Here is a 20,956-nt window from a genome sequence, read left to right on the forward strand (position 1 = left end):
TAGGATGAGAATATAAATTTTCACTATAGCAATTCTATATTTTTTCTAAGTTATCCCTTCAGATCCCCGCCTTCAGGTTGCCAAGAATTCATAGAGGGCAAGATAAGTTTCTTCTGGCGCTTCTTCGGGTAGAAAGTGGCCGCAATTGATAGGCTTACCGCGTACATTAATTGCGCGATCGCGCCAGGTTTCTAAAACATCGTATTTGCGCCCAATAATTCCTTTTCCGCCCCAAAGAGCCAGCACCGGACAGAGAATTTTTTTCTCCATATCTAGGTTATCGTGTTCTAGATCGATGGTAGCAGCGGCGCGATAATCTTCGCAGGTGGCATGAATCGCAGCGCGATCACTAAAGCACCGAATATATTCAGCTAAGGCTTCCGGAACAAAGGCAGAAAAATCCTGACTCCATCTTTCTAAACAGGTACGTAGGTAATATTCAGGATTAGCGCCAATTAAGGTTTCGGGTAAACTATCGGGTTGAATGAGAAAAAACCAATGGTAGTAAGCCGTGGCAAAATCTTTATCGGTCGTCGCGTACATTTTATGGGTGGGCGCGATATCTAATAATGATAGTTTCGTAACTTGGTTAGGATGATCGAGCGCCATGCGATGAGCGACTCGTGCGCCTCTGTCATGACCGACTACATAAAATTCTTCATAACCTAATTTTGACATTACCTCGACTTGATCCTGCGCGATCGCTCGTTTTGAATAATTCCGATGATCCGGTTCGCCTTCCGGTTTAGAACTATCGCCGTAGCCTCTCAAATCCGGTGCCACTACTGTAAAATTCTCAGCAAGACGAGGTGCTATTTTATGCCACATGACGTGGGTTTGAGGATAGCCGTGTAGCAAGAGCAGTGCAGGACCAGATCCCGCCTTAACCAAATGGATTCTTGCTTCAGTGGTATCAATTTCAGCCCCATCAAAATTAGCGAACATAGTCATTTTTGAATTAACGCAGTGCCCAATCTAAAAATCGCTCAGTATGATAAAGCGCTAACTGGTTGCTCAGCCCCTGAAAGACAGCATCAAAAGCATGTTCAGCCCAAGGAATTTCCAGCAAAACCGATGTATTTCCATCTGCAAGCAGGCGTTGGTGCATTTGCTGGATAAATTTTAATTGCACTAAATTATCGCGGCTTCCATGCACCAATAATGTTGGCGGTAGCGATCGCCTAACATAACTAATCGGTGAAGCCAGACGATACCGATCGGGCATTGTCGCAGGCGTTCCACCCATAAATGTTTTTAAAACCGCTCGCGTATCGATGGGATCGGGGCGTGGCGGGTCAGCATAGCCTCCAGGCAAATCAACCGGGCCATAATAGCTAACCACAGCTTTTACAGGCAGTGCATCCGGCTCATAAGCCGCCAGCATTGCTAGATGTCCGCCGGCGGAACGTCCAACGAATGCGATCCGTTCTGGGTTAGCCTCGTACTCGGCTGCATGTTGGTGGATGAAGGCTAAGGCAGCACGCACATCATCTAACTGTGCGGGAAAACGGTAGCGCGGCGTGTGTCGGTAATCGATGGCAAAGACACTATAGCCCCTCGCCGCCATATAACGGCTGAAATCAGCATTTTGGGTTGGGTCGCCACTCCGCCATGCTCCAGCGTAGATGATAATTAGCGCTGGATAAGTGCCAACTTGCGGCGGTCGGTAGAGATCCATGCTCAATGGGACACCATCTGGTTTTGAAAAGACGATGCCAGAGGTATAGCGACTCTCACCGGGATTGATGCCTCGAAACACATCAGCCAGCACGAAAGGTTGTTCGCGCATCCGTTTTTGCTGACGATTGGGCAAATTTACGCTGTAGTCGCCAAGACCGTCGCGCATTGCCGCTGCTAGATGCTGTTGTGTCGCTGGCATCTGCAACAGTGGCAAAACACTCAAAAGCAGTGCCAGCAAACTAGCAGCCAAAGCCAGAAATTGCCACGGAGTGCGACGGAGCATCACGAGTGCTAACAGAGTTGCGATCGCGTTTAGCATCACCAACCAAGGACTGACTTCCGGTGCCCCTACCCCTAAGGGCAGTAAGGACATTGTGGGCGCTGGAATCACAATCCAGGAACTCAAGAAAAGTGCCGCGCCGCTCAAAAGCAAAACTAACGTCTGGGTAATTACTGCTAACCAATGGGACACGATCGCTGCCCTATTGCCCCAAGTAAGCTTCTAAGACTTGGGGATTGCGCTGAATTTCAATCGGAGTCCCCACGGCGAGATTGCGACCTTCAGCGACAACCCAGACGCGATCGCACAATGACATGATTACGTCCATATTGTGTTCAATAATCAAAAAGGTCATGCCCTCCTGATTCCATTGGGTGATGTAGTCGCAAATTTGTCTAATCAGCGTCGGATTCACACCAGCCGCCGGTTCATCCAATAAAATCAGCTTCGGCTGCGTCATCAAGGCCCGTGCCATTTCCAGCAGCTTGCGTTGCCCTCCAGAGAGCGCCCCGGCGTAATCCTGCGCCTTTGCTGCTAACCCCACCGATTCCAGCAGAATCGTGGCTCTTTCTCGCTGCTGCCGTTCTTCCTTAGCCACTAGATGGGGTTGAAAGCAAACTTTCCAAAAGTTTTCCCCCGTCTGTTTTTGAGCTGCCAACAGCATATTTTCCATAACCGAAAGCCGCGATAGCACCCGCGCGACCTGAAATGTACGAACCATTCCCATCTGAGCAATTTGATAGGGCTGCAACGAATGAATCGGTTCGCCGTCAAAAATCACCCGCCCTTTATCTGGATGAATGAAGTTTGATAGGAGATTAAATAGCGTCGTTTTGCCAGCACCATTCGGGCCAATCAGTCCCGTGATACTGCCTTGCGGTACCATAATCTCGACATTATCGACAGCCCGAACTCCGCCGAAACTTTTACAGAGTCCGCTGGCAGCGAGTAAAGCGATTTCTGAGAGTGGGGATTTTGGGTCGGCTTCGACTAAATCGGGGCTTTCTTCGAGATGCTTTCCGCCCCCATTTAAAGACCCCTCAGACAACCGATTGGGCGGAATGTGCGAGTTATTTGCCAAGGGTCAGTTCCTCTTTTTTCCCTAAGATACCTTGTGGACGCCAAACCATCAGCACCATCAGGATTAAACCAATCACCATGATTCTAAATGCCCCTTCCCGCGAGGCATCCAGTTGCACCAACTGAGGTAAGTAAAAGCGAGTCAAACTATCGTAACCCCAGAAAATCACTGCCCCCAGGATTGTGCCCAGGTTGTTCCCCGCACCGCCCAAGACAACAATCGTCCAAGCATAGAAAGTCGTTAGCGGCTCAAAGTTATTCGGGTAAACCGTTGTCGTCTGCCATGCCAAAAAAGCCCCAGCGACTCCGGCGATCGCGCCTCCTAGCATGAAAGATTGTAGTTTGTACCAAAAGACATTTTTGCCCAGCGCTTTGGGAATTTGCTCATCTTCTCGAATCGCTTTTAGCACTCGACCCCAAGGCGATCGCACCAACGTCTCCAGCAGCCAAAATGTCAGCCCCAATACCAGCAGCGACAACACCATCAAACCAAGCTTATCTCCCGGCGGCAAGGCATATCCATATACCCCAAACGATCCTTGCCGAAATTCTTTGCCCATTGGCAACGGCTGATTATTGACAACCAAACGGAGCAATTCGGAAACGCCGATGGTCACAATTGCTAGGTAATCCTCCCGCAACCGCAGAGTGGATAAACCGATCAACAGCCCTAACAGTGCTGCTAAAACAGCACCGATAGCCACTCCGAAAATCAGGGGAACCCCCTGCAAGCTCAACAACACTGTGGTATATGCACCGACGGTCATAAAGGCAATATGCCCAAAATTAATCAGTCCGGTGAAGCCCCACTGTAAATTTAAACCCAAGCTAAACAGGGCAAAAATTGCCGTAGAAATTGTCAAAAAAACGAGATAGCCAGCCATGCCACACTTGTGAGAGTCAATAAAACAATAAACTCTAAAGTTTAGATTGTCCAAGATCCTTCTAACAAGAAGGCTCTGGGGAATTTTACTTTGTTCGCTGGTGTTTAACTATGAATTTTCTCAGAGGTCGGTTACAACGCTTAACGGCTCAGCTGCCTCAGTTAATCAATGAACTCGCTGATGACAACCTGGATGACGCCTGGAAAGTTCTACAACAGATTTATTATGACCTGTATATACTCAAAGCCATCCAAGAGTCGAAACATATCGTACAGCCTGGGGAAACCCTAACTCGCGAAGAAGCGCTTCGGATGTTGCACTTTCCCTAAGTTCTCGCCTGTTCGTCGGCTGAATCAACTGGTAAAAAGCCTTTTTATCCAAATTTCACAGTAAAAAGAAAAAGTATCTGCCATTTGGAGTATGAGCCAGTTACCCTGTGAAACTAGAAGTGCGCTATGCCCGGTCTTTTCTACGAGACCTGAAGAACTTAGAATACGCAGCTAGAGAGCGGATCTATGATTTTGCTTTTGAGGAGTTTATGAGGATCGATCAAATTACCGACTTGCCGGAACTCCGGAAAATCGGTTCTGATAATATCTTCTACCGCTTTACGATAGATGACTATCTGATTGCGATTGAAGTGACCGGGCATCTTGTTAAATTTCTGCGGGTTCTGCCCAAACCGCATCTTTAGGAGGCTTTTGGGTTGAAAAGGAGGTTTTTAGGTTGAAGGTTGGTCGTTGTCGGGGCGGGTGGATCGATCGGGTGGATTTTCCCGGCTATCTAAGCTCAATCCGCCCCTATAGGAGACTCAAGCAATTCTAAATCTCAATTCGGGGTGGAAGAATTGCACAATAGCCGAATTTAGAAGCTAATTCGTCAAAAGTGATGCTGAAGCTTACCTTAAACTTGTGTTGACTGAAAACACGCTTATTTGAGATTTACTTATGGATGCTGCTGCACTTTGGCAACGTTACCAAGAATGGCTTTACTACCATGAGGGGTTAGACTTTTACCTCGATGTCAGCCGGATGCGGTTTGATAATCAGTTTGTCGAGACGATGCAGCCGAGGTTTGAGAAGGCATTTAAGGAGATGGCTCAATTAGAGGGAGGCGCGATCGCAAACCCTGATGAAAACCGCATGGTGGGTCACTACTGGCTGCGCGACCCGGATTTATCGCCCACTCCGGAAATCAAACAACAGATTGTCCAAACTTTAGAGCAGATTGAAGCATTTGCCCAAAAAATCCACAGCGGCGAAATTCATCCGCCCAATGCTCCAAAATTTACCGATATTGTTTCAATTGGTATCGGCGGATCGGCACTCGGTCCCCAATTTGTTGCCCAAGCGATCGCTCCAGACTTCCCACCCCTAGCAATTCACTTCATTGACAACACCGATCCGGCGGGCATTGACCGTATCCTCTCCCAGCTCAAAGATCGGCTGAACAGCACTCTCGTCTTAGTCATCTCCAAATCTGGGGGAACGCCAGAACCCCGCAATGGCATGGTAGAAGTGCAAAAAGCCTTTGCTGAGCAAAATCTGAACTTTCCCCCCCAAGCTGTTGCCATCACTGGGGAAGACAGCAAATTAGATCGGCAGGCAAACTCAGAAGGCTGGTTGGCAACCTTCCCAATGGAAGATTGGGTGGGAGGACGTACCTCAGAGCTGTCAGCCGTAGGATTGCTCCCAGCCGCCTTGCAGGGCATTGATATCCGCGCCATGCTTGCCGGTGCCAAAGAAATGGACACTGCCACTCGCCTGCCCCAAGTCAAGAAAAATCCAGCCGCATTACTGGCAATGAGCTGGTACTTCGCCGGAAATGGCAAGGGCGAAAAAGATATGGTTGTGTTGCCCTACAAAGACAGCCTGCTACTATTCAGCCGCTATTTGCAACAGCTAGTCATGGAATCTTTGGGCAAAGAAAAAGACCTTGACGGAAATATCGTCTATCAAGGGATTGCTGTTTATGGCAACAAAGGCTCAACCGACCAACACGCTTACGTGCAGCAGTTGCGAGAGGGTGTCCCGAATTTCTTCCTCACCTTCATAGAAGTCTTAGAAGACCGGCAGGGTGACTCCCCCTTCGTCGAGCCGGAAGTTACATCCGGCGACTATCTCTCTGGTTTACTCCAGGGAACCCGACAAGCTCTGTATGAAAACCAGCGAGATTCTGTCACCGTGACGATTCCTCAGGTAAATCCCCGCATGGTAGGTGCGTTAATTGCTTTGTATGACCGAGCTGTCGGACTTTATGGTTTCCTGGTCAATATCAATGCTTATCACCAGCCAGGGGTAGAAGCGGGTAAAAAGGCTGCCGCCGCCATTCTCGACTTGCAAAGACGAGTTTTGCAGGCAGTACAAGAGGAAGGCACGCCCCTTTCTTTGACTGAGTTGGCTCAGAAAGCGGGTGCCTCCGATCAAATTGAGGCAATCTACAAAATTCTGCGCCATCTTGATGCCAATCAGCGGAGTGTTGTTTTACAAGGCAATTTGGGCGAACCCAGCAGTTTGAGGGTTGCCGCCATTTAGATGGTTCTGAAAAATATCATAAATTCAGCATTTTCCAGGGAAGACAAAGCTTCAACTTGAAGGGTGCTGAATGCATTTCTTGTCAAGGGAATTGAGATCCGTCCGCTAGCTTCATTCTGTGGAGAGGCGAGTAGCTAAGCTCGATTGCCCAATCAGTGCTTGAAACCTTTCTCGTTTTCAGTAGGGGCATGGCACTGCCGTGCCCCTATGGCTAACAAGAAAGTTTAGGGACTCTACCTCTCAATGCCAAGATGATTGTGCAAGCTGCTAGAAACAGCAACTAAAAAAGCCCAGCCAAAACTGAGAAATGGGATTCTTCTCCCTCTTAATTTGTCAATAAGCTGGGGCAAGTCAGAACAAATACGTCCCTTGTTCCTTCACCATGAAATAGTGGCTGAATGGGAGTTGTATAGTGAAAAAATTCCCGATCGTTGACTAATAGCAGTTCACCCGGCTGGAGAACTTTAGAAAAAACCGGGTCATGCTTTTTAGATTTGTAGAGATGGGTTTCCCCGCCTTGAATATTTTCCCGTCCTACAGAAAATATGCCGACAAAATCAGTTCCATCCCGATGAATCCCTTCCGGGGCTGGGTTTCCATAATTATCTGGCGAACAGGTTGTTCTAATTTGGTGAACTCCTATTTCAACGGCTTCTGGGTCGAGTTGGCAGTAATCAATAAATGCCAAAACAAGTTTTTTAAAATCTTCAAGCTTAGTAATGGCATCATCTAGTTCGGCATACTCTCGCTTGATATCACCGACTAATGGATTGTATTGCTTGCTTTGGAAGAAGTAACCATGTGGTAGTTTGACAAACTCATTTCCAAATACCTTGAACCGCGATAATCTTCTGAAACGATAATTGCTTTTGATGTAAGGGTCAACAGGAAGATCGCTAAAGAATGGCTTAAACCCTTCTACTTTTACGGAATGGACTTTGTGTAAGGTAAACATCATGGCATAAGCCAAATCCGTCGATCCCGGTAGCGTTTGCATCGCTTTTTCTCCAGTATGCTTCGATCCCCAGTCTTCCTTCCTACTTTAGGAAGGTGATTCTTTAAGCATAAACTTATAATTTTTAATTTGGTTGTTTAAGATACAAAATTAATACAAATTTTTGATAAAAATTTCCTCCCGATGACTCAGTGAAATGTAAAAATTTAGATATAGTTTTACATATTTCTTCCTTCTCTGGGATTTTACTGAATCGGGAACCTTAAGTTCGCACCGCTTTCACCAAAGCCTCGCAAGCTCGCAGGAAAATACCGACATCTACACCGAGAGTAATGTACTGAACTCCGGCATCAATCCACTGCTTCGCTGTTTCAGGATTATCGGCAAATGTGCCCGCAGATTTGCCCGCATTGCGAATTGTAGTGACGCATTTTTGCATCAGCTCGATCACGCGCGAGTCTTGGACTTGTCCCGGAATGCCCAAAGACTGCGACAAGTCATAGGGACCGAGAAAAATGACATCAATGTGAGGGACGCTGACAATTTCTTCAATATTTTCGACGCCGCGAATCCCTTCGACATGAACGATAATCAGAGATTCTTCGTTGAGCTGATTTGTAATTTGCGTCCCTGCTGCTGCGTACACGCCAGCACGGGTGTAAAATGAAAGTCCGCGCGAACCAAGAGGGCTATATTTGGCACCACGCACAACATCCGCTGCGTCGGACTGAGTTTCTATCTGAGGCACTTGAACACCGGCACTGCCGATGTCCAGTGCCCGTTGAATTTGCGGTGCGTCGTTCTTGCGGATGCGTACAATCGGTGCCAATCCCACGCAGTCGGCTGCACGGCACAGGTCTTCGGCAACCAGTGTGTTGAGGGCACCGTGTTCCATGTCAATCACGGCAAAGTCAAATCCTGCGTGTCCGCAGATTTCTATAAATGCCGGATAGGCGCAGTTGATGAACGGGCCGAGGACAACCTCACCTCGCTTGAGTTTTCGTTTCAGTTGATTTTCACGCATTGGTCAATTTTCACCTTAAGAGGCAGAACAGTGTTCCCACTTTTAGGATGGACTTGACCTATTCTAGGGGTTATGTACGCTCTTCCTCTGTGCCCATGCCTTTGCTCATCGTGGTTGCCGATGACGATCCAGGAATTCGGCTTTCTATATGCGATTATCTGGAAATGTCTGGCTACTCAGTTATTACAGCTGAGGATGGTCAAGCAGCTCTCAGTTTAGTTGAGTCATATCATCCTCATTTGCTGGTAACAGACATTATGATGCCCCGGATGGATGGCTATGAACTGGTGCGGCGTCTCCGTCAACGCCCAGCGTTTCGTCTACTGCCGGTGATTTTCTTAACGGAACGTGCGACGACCTCAGAACGGATTCGGGGCTACCAATTAGGCTGCGATCTGTATCTGCCCAAGCCGTTTGAGTTGGATGAGTTAGGGGCGGTGATTCGTAATCTTTTAGAGCGATCGCAAATGATTCAAGTCGAATGGCGATCGCTCATTCATGCTGTTGCCACACCAGAGAAGGAAATTGAAGCTCCTGGGCTTCCCCAACATGCTCCTTCAAACTCATTCAACTTGACTCCGCGAGAACAGGATGTTCTTGATTTACTCACCAAGGGTTTATCTAACGCCGACATCGGCAACGAGCTACACCTCAGTCATCGGACAGTGGAAAAGCACGTCAGCAACCTGCTGAGAAAAACGGAAACTAGCAACCGAGCCGAGCTGGTGCGTTTTGCCTTAGAGCATCATCTAGTGGAATAGTCAATTGCTAATCGATATTTGTTCAATTCGATTAGCAAATTGCTATTCCCTATTCGCATGACTCACGTGTTGTAGCAGACCCTCACAAGCATCTAAAAGTAAATCGATGACGTGGTTAAACCCCTCCGGCCCACCGTAGTAGGGGTCAGGCACCTCAGTCGCCGTATGGCGGGTGCAAAAGTCACACATCAGCCGCACCTTGTCCCGATATTTCCCTGATGGGTCAAGGGAGAGGATATCGTGGTAATTCTCCCGATCCATTGCCAAAATCAGGTCAAAATCCTCAAAGTCAGACTTTTGAAACTGCCGCGCTTGACCTTGGAGCTGAATCCCTCTGTCGGCTGCGGCTACTCCCATGCGTCGGTCGGGAGAACGACCAATGTGATAACCGGCTGTACCGGCAGAATCACAGATAATCCGTTCCCCTAAGTTTGCTTGTTCAACCAAATGGTTCATAATGTTCTCTGCCGCAGGCGACCGACAAATATTTCCCAAGCAAACGAATAATAACTTGTAGGACATTTGATGCTAAGATGTCTAGTTTTGTACGTTTAATGATTGATACACTTCCCCATTCACAAGTCCCTAATTCCGCACCAGCATTAGAGGAAAGCCAATCGGTATAACCCATTCATCATAAGTGGTCATCTACCCCGGTGTTAAGTTTAGCAACGAAATTGCTGCATACTGGGATCGCAGTGGGATAACGGATGCCGGGATCGAGCTAATCTTTGGCTTTGTTATTCCGCCTTACTCCACCGGCAACTCATGAAAGCGAAAGGCAAACATTTAATCATCCCTTTTTTGCCTTTTACTTCCTTTGTTCGTTGGTCATTTGAGGTTCATTACTTGATGTTTAAAAAGTCCCGCTACAGACCTTACCAAAAACGCCGCCAGCCGCCTTCGATTCTTATCCTACTCCTGGCTTTGCCCCTGATTTTGATTCTCTTGGAACTGCTTGCACGGGTTGTTGTGAGCGTTGCGGGCAAAAATGCTGAATTGGCAGCCTATGAAGGTGAGCCAGCAGAAGTTACCGCCTACCGTCTCAAATTCCTCGACCAAAACCAGCAAACCTACGGGGGTTTACCAAATTCTGGGCGTCTGGTTGCTAAACGGCGTTTATCAGTGGGATATCAGCTGGCAGGAAAACAGCAAAGCAAATTCTGGCGCATTAACGAACAGGGTTTTCGTGATGACCAGCCGGTTTCTCAAGCGAAACCCAAAGATGAAATTCGGATTTTCATTTTGGGCGGTTCCACAGCTTTTGGTCAAATGAGTTCCAATAACGCAACCACGTTTGCCCATAAGCTCGAAGGTAGTCTGAATATACGGGTAAAGCAGCAGAAAGCTTCTCCAGAGAAATTTCGCCCGGATTTCTTGCCCTACTACAAGCCAGAACGGGTGAAAGCACTTGCCTTGCCGCTACGGATTCGGGAAGGCAAGTATCGTGTCATTAACGCAGCGGTTCCCGGCTATACTTCGGGGAACGAACTGGCCGGGCTTGCCCTCCAAATTTTGCCTTACCAGCCTGATGCGATTGTGGTTTTGAATGGGTATGCAGATTTAATGCTACCCAGCACTGAAAACGAAACGGATATCCCTTATATAGAAAACTTTCTAAACAATGCAGCAGGGCATCTGTGGTTTGAGCTGACTCAGGACATGAATCGCTGGCTCAATCAGACCTATTTAGTGAAAGCAACACAGTATTGGGTGTTGAAACCACAACCGTCTGTGGAGCAGCTGACGATGGCAGTGAGTGAGGAAAGCGTGCCTTTAGCACAACGTCTGCCAGCTAACACCGCTGAGCTGGAGCGTCGGGTCAAGCGTTATCAAAATCACCAGACACAGATGGTTCGTCTGACAGCAGCAGCGCAGATTCCTTTGGTTTTGGTGGTTCAGCCAGAAATCACGGGGCGCTCAACGAATAATCTTTCTCTCAGAGAACGGGAGCTTTTAAGCGAACTCGGTTCAACTTACACTCAGCGAGTGCAAGTCGGTTATGGACAATTAGACACAAAGACTGGGCAGTTACAGAGAAGTTTTCCGCAAAATGTGAAAGTGCTGAATTTTTACAAGCTTTACCAGAATTTCCCAGGTCAGGCTTTTTCAGACGCCATTCACTTGACGGATGAAGCCAATACAGTAATGGCGGATCGGCTCTACAAAACGTTTTTGGAGTTACCAAGGCTACAGATACAGCCTGCAAAGCAGCCCCAATAAGCAGGAGAGCTAGGGAGCAGAGGAGACAACAAGTAGTGTAGAGCTAAATTCTCCTCTGTCCCTGAAGTTTTTGCGCTGATCTTAAAAGATTGCTAAACCTAGGAAATATTCTTGCCGTTTTGCCTGCTAGCCGTCTCCCTACGATAAGTAGGTGGCAGGCGAGAAGCCTGCCTAAGAAGAGCGGCAGATTATTGATGCCTGGGAAATCCCTTAAGGGTTACAGTGGCAAGTCGAGTCCACTGGTGAGGTCTTCCATCCGCGATCGCATTGTTGCCGTGGATTTTTCGTAAGCATCTCTCATTGCCGCTGTTACAAGTTCAGCCAGAGTATCTGCTCCCTGATTGTAGGCGTCTGCTGAAATTTCCACCCGCAGAGGTTCTTGATTGCCGCTGAGGAAAACCTTAACGCTTCCACCGCTGCTCTCTCCCCCAATCTCCATTTGCTCCAATTCTTCTTGGAGTTTTTTTGCACCTTCTTGAACCTGCTGGGCTTTTTTAAAAGCTTCGGCTAGTTCTTTCATTTTGCCTAAGCCAAAGCCAAATCCTTTCTGTGTCATAACTATTAATGCCGTATGCGATAGACTTGCAAGCCAATTTCAATCTTAGTATCCTTGGCGTCTGGCGACACCTTTAAGCAGGCTGAAACTCACCTAAGATTTTCACTTCTGGTTCTAAACACAGAGACCAATGCTGTTCTACTTGTTGCTGAACATAGCGAATTAGATGGAAAATATCGCTAGCTTTAGCACCGCCACAGTTGAGGATAAAGTTGGCATGGCGCTGGGCGACTTGGGCACCGCCAATCTGGTAGCCTTTGAGTCCGGTTTGCTCGATCAACCAGGCAGCTTTGTGAGAATCGGGATTGCGGAAAACGCTGCCGCAACTTGGTAAATGGTAGGGTTGAGTGGTTCGCCGTTGCTCTAGATGTTTGGCGGTTGTTGCCATGACTTGAGCTGGATCGGCTCCGGGTTGGAGTTGGAAGGTTGCCTGCGTCACCAAGCGATCGCCTCCTTGCAGCATTGAGGTGCGGTAGGCAAATCCTAGTTGTTGTGGTGTCAAAATCTCAGCTTTTCCGCTGGGTGAGAGGGCTTGGACATTGACTAAAATATCAGCGGTACAGCTGGTATGAGCGCCTGCATTCATCACCACTGCGCCGCCGACTGTACCGGGGATGCCAACAGCCCATTCCAACCCTTTCCAACCGCGTTCTGCTGCCTGCCATGCGAGGCGGGCGATGGGTTCTCCGGCACCTGCACTCACCTGACCCGTTTCGGGGTCGAAGTTGGTGTGGCGGAGATGGCGAGTACAGATGGCTAAACCGGGAAGACCTTTATCACTCACCAGTAAGTTTGAACCGGCCCCCAAGAGCGTGATCGACAATTCTTGATACCGTGCCCACTCAAAACTGGCTTGCAGCTCTTCGGTGCGGCGGGGAGCTACATACCATTCGGCTGGCCCTCCCACTCGAAACGAGGTCAAGCTGGAGAGAGGAGCTTGCGATCGCACAATACAATCGGTTCCTGGTAGGTAAAGAGGGGAAGAAGACTTGGTGGATTTTTTCTGGGGGGAAGAAGCGTTTACAACGCTGGCTGGATCATAAGAGAGAGTCATATCAATTCACAAATTTGAATGCCGAGACAGCTGAGGCCACAACATGAGTTTTGAGTAATTTTGAGTGAATCTGTTAGCTGGGAACTTCTTTACTTACCAGTACGACTTCAATGCAGCTAACGGATTCAGTCATCACCGATTACTTGAGGCTGGCTTCGTCAGTTTTTTGATAGAACGCCATCACCTCAGGAATAATCTGATTTAGGTTGCCCGCCCCCAAAAACAGAGCCAAGTCGCCCGGTCGAAGGGTATCTGTAAGTAACTTACAGATGGACGGGAGAGACGGTTGGTAATGCACGTTCGGATGATTACCCGCCACTAATTCCGCGACTTGTTCACCGCTAATTTGCCCCAAATTAGGTTCTCCGGCGCTATAAATATCGCTGAGAATCACAATGTCGGCATCTTTAAAAGATTGAGCAAATTCCGGTAAAAAAGCGAGCGTCCGGCTGTAGCGGTGTGGTTGGAAAATAGCGACAAGCCTTCGCGGGGGCAACACTTGCAAGCGAGCTGCTGACAGGGTTGCCAGAAGTTCGCTGGGATGGTGGGCATAATCATCCACAAAGTAGATGCCATTGCGTTCGCCCCGCAACTCAAATCGGCGGCGGGCACCCTCGAAGGTAGCGATCGCCTCTGCAATTACCTCAAAATCCATTCCCAACTGACGACCTACAGCCACGGCTGCTAGGGCATTGCTGAGATTGTGCTTTCCTAGCAGCTTTAAGGAGAGCGTCCCCAGAATTTCTCCTCGTTCCCAAACTTGTGCCTCTGTGCCATCCGCCCGATAATCTACCTGATCGACCGTATAATCAGCCCCAGAATCTCGCTGCAAGCTGTAGCCGATCGTGGGTTGCAGATAATCTCTGACTACAGCACAATCAATGCACCCCACCAAAGTCTTACAGCGTTTGGCAAATATCTGGAAGGTGGTAATCACCTCTTCGAGCGATTCATAGTGATCTGGATGATCCAGCTCAATGTTTGTCACTACGCCAATTTCGGCTGAGAGTCTTGATAACGACCCATCTGATTCATCCGCTTCCGCGACCAGATAGGGGCCGTCTCCCAACCGTGCGTTGCCTCCCCAGGCATTCACTTCACCGCCTACCACAATTGTTGGGTCTAATCCGCCCTGTAGTAATAAATACCCAATTAAACTGCTGGTTGTAGTTTTCCCATGAGTACCAGCAACAGCAATACTTTGGTAATCCTGGATCAAAGCTGCTAATAAATCCGAACGATGAAAAATCGGACAGCCTAATTCAATGGCTGCCCGATATTCAGAGTTTGCCGGATTGATTGCAGTTGAACAAATCACTTGGGGCAGAGCCATTGCCTTCAAGTTCCCAGATGACCCTCGATTACTCGACCGGGTTGCTCCAGTTTCCACAGGTTCTCTGGAGGGTTCCAGGCGATCGCTTATCCCAATGACTGCCGTTGGTAATGCCTCGTAGGCTGAGTCCTCGGCTGGTTGAAAAAATTCCAAGTTTGCGGCGTCTTGACTTCCAAAAACATGACTGCCAACGGCCTGCAAACGTTTAGTAATATGACTGGAATGAATATCCGATCCAGATACAGGCAGCTTACGCTTGGCTAGAACGTAGGCCAGAGCTGACATTCCAATTCCACCAATGCCGATGAAATGAAATGGCCTCCCCGTAAAATCAACAGTATTCGGCATCTTAGCTCCTTACACACCACACCACACCAGGCTGCACGGATAACACGCGCTATCATATCAAGAATTGATTTTTCCTGATACAACCTTGCCAAGATTTACAGCACAATCCCAGAGCGCGATCGCAGAATATACTTTCGTTCGCTATAACTGCACTTTAGGTCATTCCTAAAAAGAGCGGCTTCTATCATGGGATGGTTTTTATCTTTACACGTCAAAATGCATTTCTGTCCGGAAACTTCTTGCAAAGACTAACACCAAGACAGTAGCAGATCATCCGCATTTTTACTGCTTAACCTGGAGAAGAGGAGACAATCCACAACGGATCTTGTATGCAAAACTTGGGAATTTTGGGTGGCACCTTTGATCCCATTCACTGGGGACACCTGTTGATGGCGGAAACTGCCTTCTCTCAGGCGGCTCTGAACCAAGTCATTTGGGTACCGAGTCGCCGTCCTCCCTACAAAGTGGCAGTGGAATTTGAGCATCGCGCTCAAATGGTGCAGCAAGCGATCGCAGACCATCCAAACTTTGTTTTTTCCCCTCTAGAGACAAATTGCACCCGTTCAGATTATGCCATTCATACCCTCTTAGACCTCCAGATTCTCTACCCTGATAGCCGCTGGCACTGGATTATTGGCACGGACGCCTTCAGAACCTTACCCCGTTGGCATCGACGGCAGGAACTTGTCCCTGCTTGTGAATGGTTGGTGGCACCACGTCCAGAAGAACTGCCGATCCCGATGGATGATAACCGAGGAAATTTGCTCTGCCAGCAGATTGTTCAACAGCTTGCCACCCAAGATTTGACGATTCGCTGGCAGTTGTTGAAAATGCCGAAAGTGAGCATTTCATCAAGTTTGATTCGCCAGTATTGTCGCCAAGAACAGTCGATTCGTTATTTAGTCCCAGAAGCTATCAGAGTGTATATTTCCACTCACAACCTCTACGGAGGAGAGATTTGAACTTAATTTGAAATTGAAATAATGATTCAAAATTATGAGTCGTTTCTAATTTTGCAGCCTTAGTTTAATGATTCTTGAATGCCTCATAACTTCCCGATTCAGGCAAAGCATGCCCCTTCTCAAACAACGCTGACAGGCAATTTGGTTGGGGTTTAATGGCTTCGTCAGAGCAAGCGATCGCTTCTTGATACTGTCCTAAGCTACTAAGCGCATAGCAGTGTTTTTAACTGAAGTCAACCAGTGTCCGGGTAGAGATTGAACAACCAGTTAGATTAGATACTCGTATAAGAGCGAGTACCTTAGAACTTACAATCTCTGTACTTCTTAGAGTGCCCAATGCGGCTACCGGCAAAAATTTGAAATTCTCCATTTTAGGCTTTTAAGCGCTATTCGGACTAAACAATAGCTAAAAGTTATTATTGGGACTAAAGAAGAATTAATAGATGAAATTAGCGATTTAAGAGCCTAAATAAGGGAAAATACTAATAAAATAATTGTTTAAGTAAAAATTGATCGCGCAAATGCCTCAAAACAGGTGAACTTCAGCTTCGACTGACGCTTCTTCCCATAGCCCCCGGCAGTAAAAGTTAAGCCAGGGTGGCAACGAGTACGTTTGCGATCGCGCTTGTCCTCTAGATTTTGTCCTTTTCCCAGTCAAGGACGATTCGTTTCGATCCCAACTAAATTCGATTGAGGAGAATCGCTGCAAACCACTAGGTAGAATTGTTCAGCCTTTGCGATATGATTGGGGTCATTAACAGGAAAATACTGTAGGTCACAAGATAGAGGGCAAGACGCTGTGATTAGAGTAGCGATCAACGGTTTTGGGCGCATCGGACGTAACTTTATGCGATGCTGGCTGGGTCGGGAAAATAGCCATATAGAAGTCGTCGCTATCAACGACACTTCTGACCCAAAAACCAACTCCCACTTGCTGAAATATGATTCAATGATGGGGAAGTTTAACGCTGATATCAGTTACGATGACAACTCCATCACTGTTAACGGCAAAACGATTAAATGCACATCGGATCGCAACCCAGAAAACTTGCCCTGGAAAGATTGGGAAATTGACCTGATTATCGAATCAACAGGCGTCTTTACCAGCAAGGAAGGGGCATCCAAGCATATAAAGGCTGGAGCTAAGAAAGTTCTGATTACCGCTCCCGGTAAAAATGATGACGGCACCTTTGTGGTAGGCGTCAACGAGAAAGAATATGACCACGACAAGCATGTTGTGATCAGCAATGCTAGCTGCACCACCAACTGCCTAGCACCTGTTGCCAAAGTGCTGCACGAACAGTTCGGCATTATCAAAGGCACGATGACCACCACCCACAGCTATACCGGCGACCAGCGTTTACTGGATGCTTCTCACCGGGATTTGCGGCGGGCACGGGCGGCAGCGCTCAACATTGTTCCTACCTCAACGGGTGCCGCTAAAGCAGTTGCTTTGGTGTTGCCAGAGCTGAAGGGCAAGCTGAATGGGATTGCTTTGCGGGTGCCAACTCCAAACGTTTCCGTAGTGGATTTGGTGATTCAAGTCGAGAAGCAGACCTTCACTGATGAAGTGAACCAAGCGCTGAAAGCTGCCGCTGAAGGCCCAATGAAAGGCATTCTGGAATACAACGAACTGGAGCTAGTCTCTAGCGATTATCGGGGTACCGATGCTTCTTCCATCGTGGATGCCAGCCTAACGATGGTTATGGGCGGAGACTTGGTTAAAGTTATCTCTTGGTACGACAACGAGTGGGGTTACTCTCAGCGGGTTGTAGACTTGGCTGAACTGGTGGGTGAGAAGTGGAAAGCTTAAAAATGCTGAAAGCTTTGGCTTAGGGTGAGTTGTTGGTCGGGATAGATGCCGGTAGAGTCTCCTAATAAGACAGTTGAGCCGGTAGTAATTTTTCCGACCACAGCGGCTTCTTTGCCCAGTCGTTTGATTAACGCCTGGGCTTTTTCCAGAGGTAAGCACAGCACCAGTTCAAAGTCTTCACCACCGTATAAAGCCCAGTTCAGAGCTTGCTCGGCAGGCACAAGCTGGGTAAGGGCATGAGGGCGGGGAATTGCACTGCGTTCGACATGGGCACCCACTCGACTACACCGGCAGATTTGCACAATGGCATCTGCTAGACCGTCGCTGCTGTCCATGCCAGCCACGGGAATTTTAGATTTTGGATTTTGGATTTTGGGCGGGGAATCTAAAATTTCCCACAAAAACGGCAACACATCTAGCCTAGGTTTGGGACGCTGGTGAGTTTCGATTAAAGATGCTTTGTCAGTTTCACTGAGATGTTGACCAAACTCTGGGTGAAGCAGTAATTCTAGACCAGCTCGTGAGGCTCCGTGAACGCCAGTGACGATAATAGCATCCCCAACCTGAGCATTTGAGCGCCGAAGGATCTGAGTTGGGGAAGCTTGACCAAAGGCGGTAATCGCGACGGTAATCACCGATGAGCGGCAAATATCGCCGCCGACGATCGCTGTATTGTATTGTTGCAAGCATTCGGTGAGTCCCTGATAGAGTCGCTCAACCCAGGTGACAGATGTATCACCCGTGACGCTCAAACCTACGGTAATGCCTAGAGGCAGTGCCCCCATTGCAGCTAGATCGGATAAATTGGCAGCAGCAGCACGCCAGCCAGCATCTTCTGGGGAAGTGGTGCGATCGCTAAAATGAGTTCCATCTACCAGTACATCGGTCGTCACTACCAATTCTTGACCGGGCTGAATGGTCATCACCGCCGCATCATCCCCCACAACTTCCGGCGGACAAAAGCGCTGCAATCGTTCTAATAAACCTTGTTCTCCAATATCTCGAATCTTCATGCATCTAAACTATTCAGTGTCTGATAGTTTAGCGGCTAGAAGAAACGCGATCGCTACAATCGACTCATCCAGCAATATATTTCTCGTAGCTACCAGCAATTGTCTAGGCTTAGTCTCAAAATGATATTATTTGGGGTTCGGCAGTCTACCTCACCCGCAATTTTCTCTAAATTGGCAAAAAAATCGGGACTAGAAGCCTTGTTCAGCATCTAATCCCGGCTAATCTGTGCATTGTTTAAAACAATGAAGAATTAGGAAACTTTAGCAGCTTGACGGCGGCGGCGAGAAACTACTAAAGCACCTGCTACCATTCCTAAACCCGCAAGGCTTGCTGGTTCAGGCACGCTCACATTTTGAGCAACTACCTTAAAGTCAGGACCATTATGACCCTTGAAGCTTGACAGGCGAAGACCCACAGCTTTCTGTGTCGCTTTCAGACCTAAAGAACCAACTTTCTGATTTTCGTTGATTTCTTTGGTGTTGATATCGAAGCCAGCATACTCCCACATATCTCTGGTAATCTTGAACGCCTCTAGCACGTTTCCAAATTTATCCAGAGACTCAACGAATAAATCGCTGTTTCCAGCTGTCTGAGTATCCCCAGCCTTTGGATTGCCTCGTTCCCAGAAGAAGAATGTGTCTGTTGCCTGCCCGAAGAAAACTTCGATTATAGATGTTGCATAATCGTCTTCAGTATCAATGATGCTGTTGAGATTCAAGTTGCCTAAGCTAGCAACGATATCAGCAGCCGTGGGGTTTTCCTTTTTAGGTCCCTGCGGCAGAGAGGGGTCGCTGACTGTACCATCGCCGTGGTCGGAACTGGCTGGACCCTGCTGTTGACCAGTTGTATGGTCATTTTTGATGATTTTGGCATCTGTAACCAGCAAGAAGTCTTTGATTGTAGCGCCATCAAAAGTAACTGCCTCTAGCTTGATATCCTTCTTGGGGTCAGCAGGCTTTGGAGAGAAGGTGGTGCCAAAATCAAAAGGAGAGAAAGCTTGAGCCGAAGTTGCCGAAAAAGCTAGAAGGCTGCCAGCCACTAAGCTTATAAAAGCTGAAGTCTGTTGAAGTTTCATCTGGTTCACCTTAATTGATCCGAAGTTCAAGATTTTAAATGTCCGCATATTTAGCGTTTGAGTCATGTTGCTATTTTTTAGTTGAACCTAGTAGTTTACTTGAGTGTTACGGATGATTGCGTTGGAAACTACTTAAGCACCTGATGAACGAAGACTGGTTATCTAAGAAATGACTCTAGCTTTTAGTAGCAAACTCAGGAGACCGAGTAAATATGCTTGGCTTTGTTCTTCCTAAATATAGGGAATCTTTCGAGTAGATAGCAATCATTCGGACGTATCTTTACTGACTCTTTAACATCACCCGTAGTTTTTACAGAAACGTGTAAAGTTGGGGTGAAGTCAAGTTCTGGAACCAAGACTATGTATGTATCCTGATTTTCAACAACCAAATAAAAAAAATCTATATATTTTCCGTAGAAATACGGTTTACTAAAGTCTGGTTTAATGGATTAAAACTAAATCTGCGGGAAATTACTGAAAACCCAATACTCTAACTGCGGGGAATACGCAGGAAATGGCTTAAAACAAACACTAAAGCTAACAGTTAGTAAGAAAAAATACTTAGAAAAGAGATGCGGGAACGGGCGAAGCTTTTCCCCTGTTGGAGGTAAATCTCTAGTTAACGATGAGGAAGGCTTCGCCCGTTTAACTTCCAGAAAAAAGCAGATTATATCAGCTTAGGGTAATTTTAGAGTGACTTTAACCGGCTATTTAAGCAGATTTTAAACAAGTTTGTGCTTCCTGAGCTACTTGCTCGACTTCATCTTTCGCTAGAGCTTCTAATATCGAGCGTGCTTCTGCGCCACCTAGGCGATTGAGCGCCTGTACCACCCGGTAGCGGATCTGCCAATCCGAATGGGTAGAGTAGGGAGCAATCAGGGGAACTGCACGCGGATCTCCGAGTTCTCCCAGTGAAGAGATAGCAGCAGTTTGGACTAATTCGTTACCAGAGGTGAGGGCTTCTTCTAGGAGTTCAAACCCTCTGCTGTCGCCCATTTCTCCCAAAGCCGCAACAATGCTGAACTTAACGAGCCACTCTGGGGTTTGATTGTAAACTTGCTGCAAGTCCTCGAAAGCTTCTTTTAACTGTAGCGCTCCCAAAGCATCAGCGGCAGCAGCTTGGACATCTGCTTCCGAGTCATTGAATAAGCGATCGCGCAAAACACTCAAAGATGTTTGTAAATCTTCTTGTCCCAGAGTATCCATCTGGCTGACAGCAGCATATCTAACGCGAGTGTTGCTGTCTGTCACAGCGGGTTGCACCAGCTCAAACGCGATCGCCCTTTCCAGCTGGCGCAGCTGGTTAATGCCACGAATGCGATCGCCAAAATTTTCTGAACCCAGCAATTCTCTAACAGACTCAGGGGTAATGCTCATTAT

The 20,956-nt window shown here is 47.7% G+C and carries 20 protein-coding genes; 7 read left to right on the forward strand and 13 right to left on the reverse strand.

Features of this window, described 5'->3' with window-relative positions; genetic code table 11:
* Window positions 1-72: 72 nt before the first annotated feature.
* The 4 genes from H6H02_RS06435 to H6H02_RS06450 all read right to left on the reverse strand — a co-directional run bounded on the left by H6H02_RS06435 (window position 73) and on the right by H6H02_RS06450 (window position 3,924).
* On the reverse strand, window positions 73-945 hold the full coding sequence (locus H6H02_RS06435; RefSeq protein WP_190815773.1) for an alpha/beta hydrolase: 873 nt from the start codon (window positions 943-945) through the stop codon (window positions 73-75).
* 13 nt (window positions 946-958) lie between these two features.
* A complete protein-coding gene (locus tag H6H02_RS06440; protein WP_347342571.1) occupies window positions 959-2,152 on the reverse strand; it encodes an alpha/beta hydrolase in 1,194 nt (397 codons plus the stop codon).
* Window positions 2,153-2,162: 10 nt separating this feature from the next.
* Complete coding sequence (locus tag H6H02_RS06445; protein WP_347342574.1) at window positions 2,163-2,918, reverse strand: ABC transporter ATP-binding protein; 756 nt, start codon at window positions 2,916-2,918, stop codon at window positions 2,163-2,165.
* A gap of 112 nt (window positions 2,919-3,030) precedes the next feature.
* The gene (locus tag H6H02_RS06450; RefSeq protein ID WP_190815777.1) at window positions 3,031-3,924 is read right to left on the reverse strand and encodes a branched-chain amino acid ABC transporter permease; all 894 of its coding nucleotides are present in this window, start codon (window positions 3,922-3,924) and stop codon (window positions 3,031-3,033) included.
* A gap of 110 nt (window positions 3,925-4,034) precedes the next feature.
* On the opposite strand from H6H02_RS06450, the gene H6H02_RS06455 reads away from it, so the two are divergent.
* From H6H02_RS06455 to H6H02_RS06465, 3 genes are all read left to right on the forward strand, one after another.
* Window positions 4,035-4,253 (forward strand): hypothetical protein, encoded by a 219-nt coding sequence (locus H6H02_RS06455; RefSeq protein WP_190815779.1) that lies wholly within the window; start codon window positions 4,035-4,037, stop codon window positions 4,251-4,253.
* 107 nt (window positions 4,254-4,360) lie between these two features.
* A complete protein-coding gene (locus H6H02_RS06460) occupies window positions 4,361-4,618 on the forward strand; it encodes a cytotoxic translational repressor of toxin-antitoxin stability system (protein WP_190815781.1) in 258 nt (85 codons plus the stop codon).
* Window positions 4,619-4,871: 253 nt separating this feature from the next.
* Window positions 4,872-6,458: a glucose-6-phosphate isomerase gene (locus H6H02_RS06465; protein ID WP_190815782.1), complete on the forward strand. Its 1,587-nt coding sequence runs from the start codon at window positions 4,872-4,874 to the stop codon at window positions 6,456-6,458.
* Window positions 6,459-6,783: 325 nt separating this feature from the next.
* Here H6H02_RS06465 and H6H02_RS06470 read toward each other — a convergent pair whose 3' ends face one another.
* A complete protein-coding gene (locus H6H02_RS06470) occupies window positions 6,784-7,455 on the reverse strand; it encodes a 2OG-Fe dioxygenase family protein (RefSeq protein ID WP_190815783.1) in 672 nt (223 codons plus the stop codon).
* A gap of 220 nt (window positions 7,456-7,675) precedes the next feature.
* The gene (locus H6H02_RS06475; protein WP_190815784.1) at window positions 7,676-8,437 is read right to left on the reverse strand and encodes an aldolase/citrate lyase family protein; all 762 of its coding nucleotides are present in this window, start codon (window positions 8,435-8,437) and stop codon (window positions 7,676-7,678) included.
* Window positions 8,438-8,532: 95 nt separating this feature from the next.
* On the opposite strand from H6H02_RS06475, the gene H6H02_RS06480 reads away from it, so the two are divergent.
* Window positions 8,533-9,198, forward strand: coding sequence for a response regulator transcription factor (locus H6H02_RS06480; protein ID WP_190815992.1), 666 nt, complete (start codon window positions 8,533-8,535; stop codon window positions 9,196-9,198).
* A gap of 42 nt (window positions 9,199-9,240) precedes the next feature.
* Here the strand turns inward: H6H02_RS06480 and H6H02_RS06485 are convergent, their stop codons facing one another.
* On the reverse strand, window positions 9,241-9,720 hold the full coding sequence (locus H6H02_RS06485) for a low molecular weight protein-tyrosine-phosphatase (protein ID WP_190815785.1): 480 nt from the start codon (window positions 9,718-9,720) through the stop codon (window positions 9,241-9,243).
* Between the two features lie 330 nt (window positions 9,721-10,050).
* Between H6H02_RS06485 and H6H02_RS06490 the strand changes: the two genes are divergently transcribed.
* The gene (locus tag H6H02_RS06490) at window positions 10,051-11,421 is read left to right on the forward strand and encodes an SGNH/GDSL hydrolase family protein (protein ID WP_190815787.1); all 1,371 of its coding nucleotides are present in this window, start codon (window positions 10,051-10,053) and stop codon (window positions 11,419-11,421) included.
* Between the two features lie 217 nt (window positions 11,422-11,638).
* Here the strand turns inward: H6H02_RS06490 and H6H02_RS06495 are convergent, their stop codons facing one another.
* The 3 genes from H6H02_RS06495 to murC all read right to left on the reverse strand — a co-directional run bounded on the left by H6H02_RS06495 (window position 11,639) and on the right by murC (window position 14,712).
* Window positions 11,639-11,977: a YbaB/EbfC family nucleoid-associated protein gene (locus H6H02_RS06495; RefSeq protein WP_190815790.1), complete on the reverse strand. Its 339-nt coding sequence runs from the start codon at window positions 11,975-11,977 to the stop codon at window positions 11,639-11,641.
* 73 nt (window positions 11,978-12,050) lie between these two features.
* Window positions 12,051-13,031, reverse strand: coding sequence for a UDP-N-acetylmuramate dehydrogenase (gene murB, locus H6H02_RS06500; RefSeq protein ID WP_190815792.1), 981 nt, complete (start codon window positions 13,029-13,031; stop codon window positions 12,051-12,053).
* Window positions 13,032-13,170: 139 nt separating this feature from the next.
* Window positions 13,171-14,712 (reverse strand): UDP-N-acetylmuramate--L-alanine ligase, encoded by a 1,542-nt coding sequence (murC, locus tag H6H02_RS06505; protein ID WP_190815794.1) that lies wholly within the window; start codon window positions 14,710-14,712, stop codon window positions 13,171-13,173.
* A 329-nt stretch (window positions 14,713-15,041) separates the two neighbouring features.
* Here murC and nadD point away from each other — a divergent pair, with 329 nt between their 5' ends.
* Window positions 15,042-15,674 carry a nicotinate (nicotinamide) nucleotide adenylyltransferase gene (nadD, locus tag H6H02_RS06510; protein ID WP_190815796.1) on the forward strand — a complete coding sequence of 211 codons (633 nt, stop codon included), beginning with the start codon at window positions 15,042-15,044 and terminating at the stop codon, window positions 15,672-15,674.
* A 799-nt stretch (window positions 15,675-16,473) separates the two neighbouring features.
* Window positions 16,474-17,487 (forward strand): type I glyceraldehyde-3-phosphate dehydrogenase, encoded by a 1,014-nt coding sequence (locus H6H02_RS06515; protein WP_190815798.1) that lies wholly within the window; start codon window positions 16,474-16,476, stop codon window positions 17,485-17,487.
* Here H6H02_RS06515 and thiL read toward each other — a convergent pair.
* The 3 genes from thiL to nblB all read right to left on the reverse strand — a co-directional run bounded on the left by thiL (window position 17,484) and on the right by nblB (window position 20,953).
* Window positions 17,484-18,500, reverse strand: coding sequence for a thiamine-phosphate kinase (gene thiL, locus H6H02_RS06520; protein ID WP_190815801.1), 1,017 nt, complete (start codon window positions 18,498-18,500; stop codon window positions 17,484-17,486). The genes H6H02_RS06515 and thiL overlap by 4 nt on opposite strands.
* 251 nt (window positions 18,501-18,751) lie before the next feature.
* Entirely contained in the window at window positions 18,752-19,576 is an 825-nt protein-coding gene (locus H6H02_RS06525) for an exosortase-dependent surface protein XDP2 (RefSeq protein ID WP_190815803.1), read from the reverse strand.
* A 711-nt stretch (window positions 19,577-20,287) separates the two neighbouring features.
* On the reverse strand, window positions 20,288-20,953 hold the full coding sequence (nblB, locus tag H6H02_RS06530) for a phycobilisome degradation protein NblB (RefSeq protein ID WP_190815806.1): 666 nt from the start codon (window positions 20,951-20,953) through the stop codon (window positions 20,288-20,290).
* Window positions 20,954-20,956 lie beyond the last annotated feature (3 nt).

Source organism: Coleofasciculus sp. FACHB-1120, assembly GCF_014698845.1.
In the GTDB taxonomy this organism is placed as follows: domain Bacteria; phylum Cyanobacteriota; class Cyanobacteriia; order Cyanobacteriales; family FACHB-T130; genus FACHB-T130.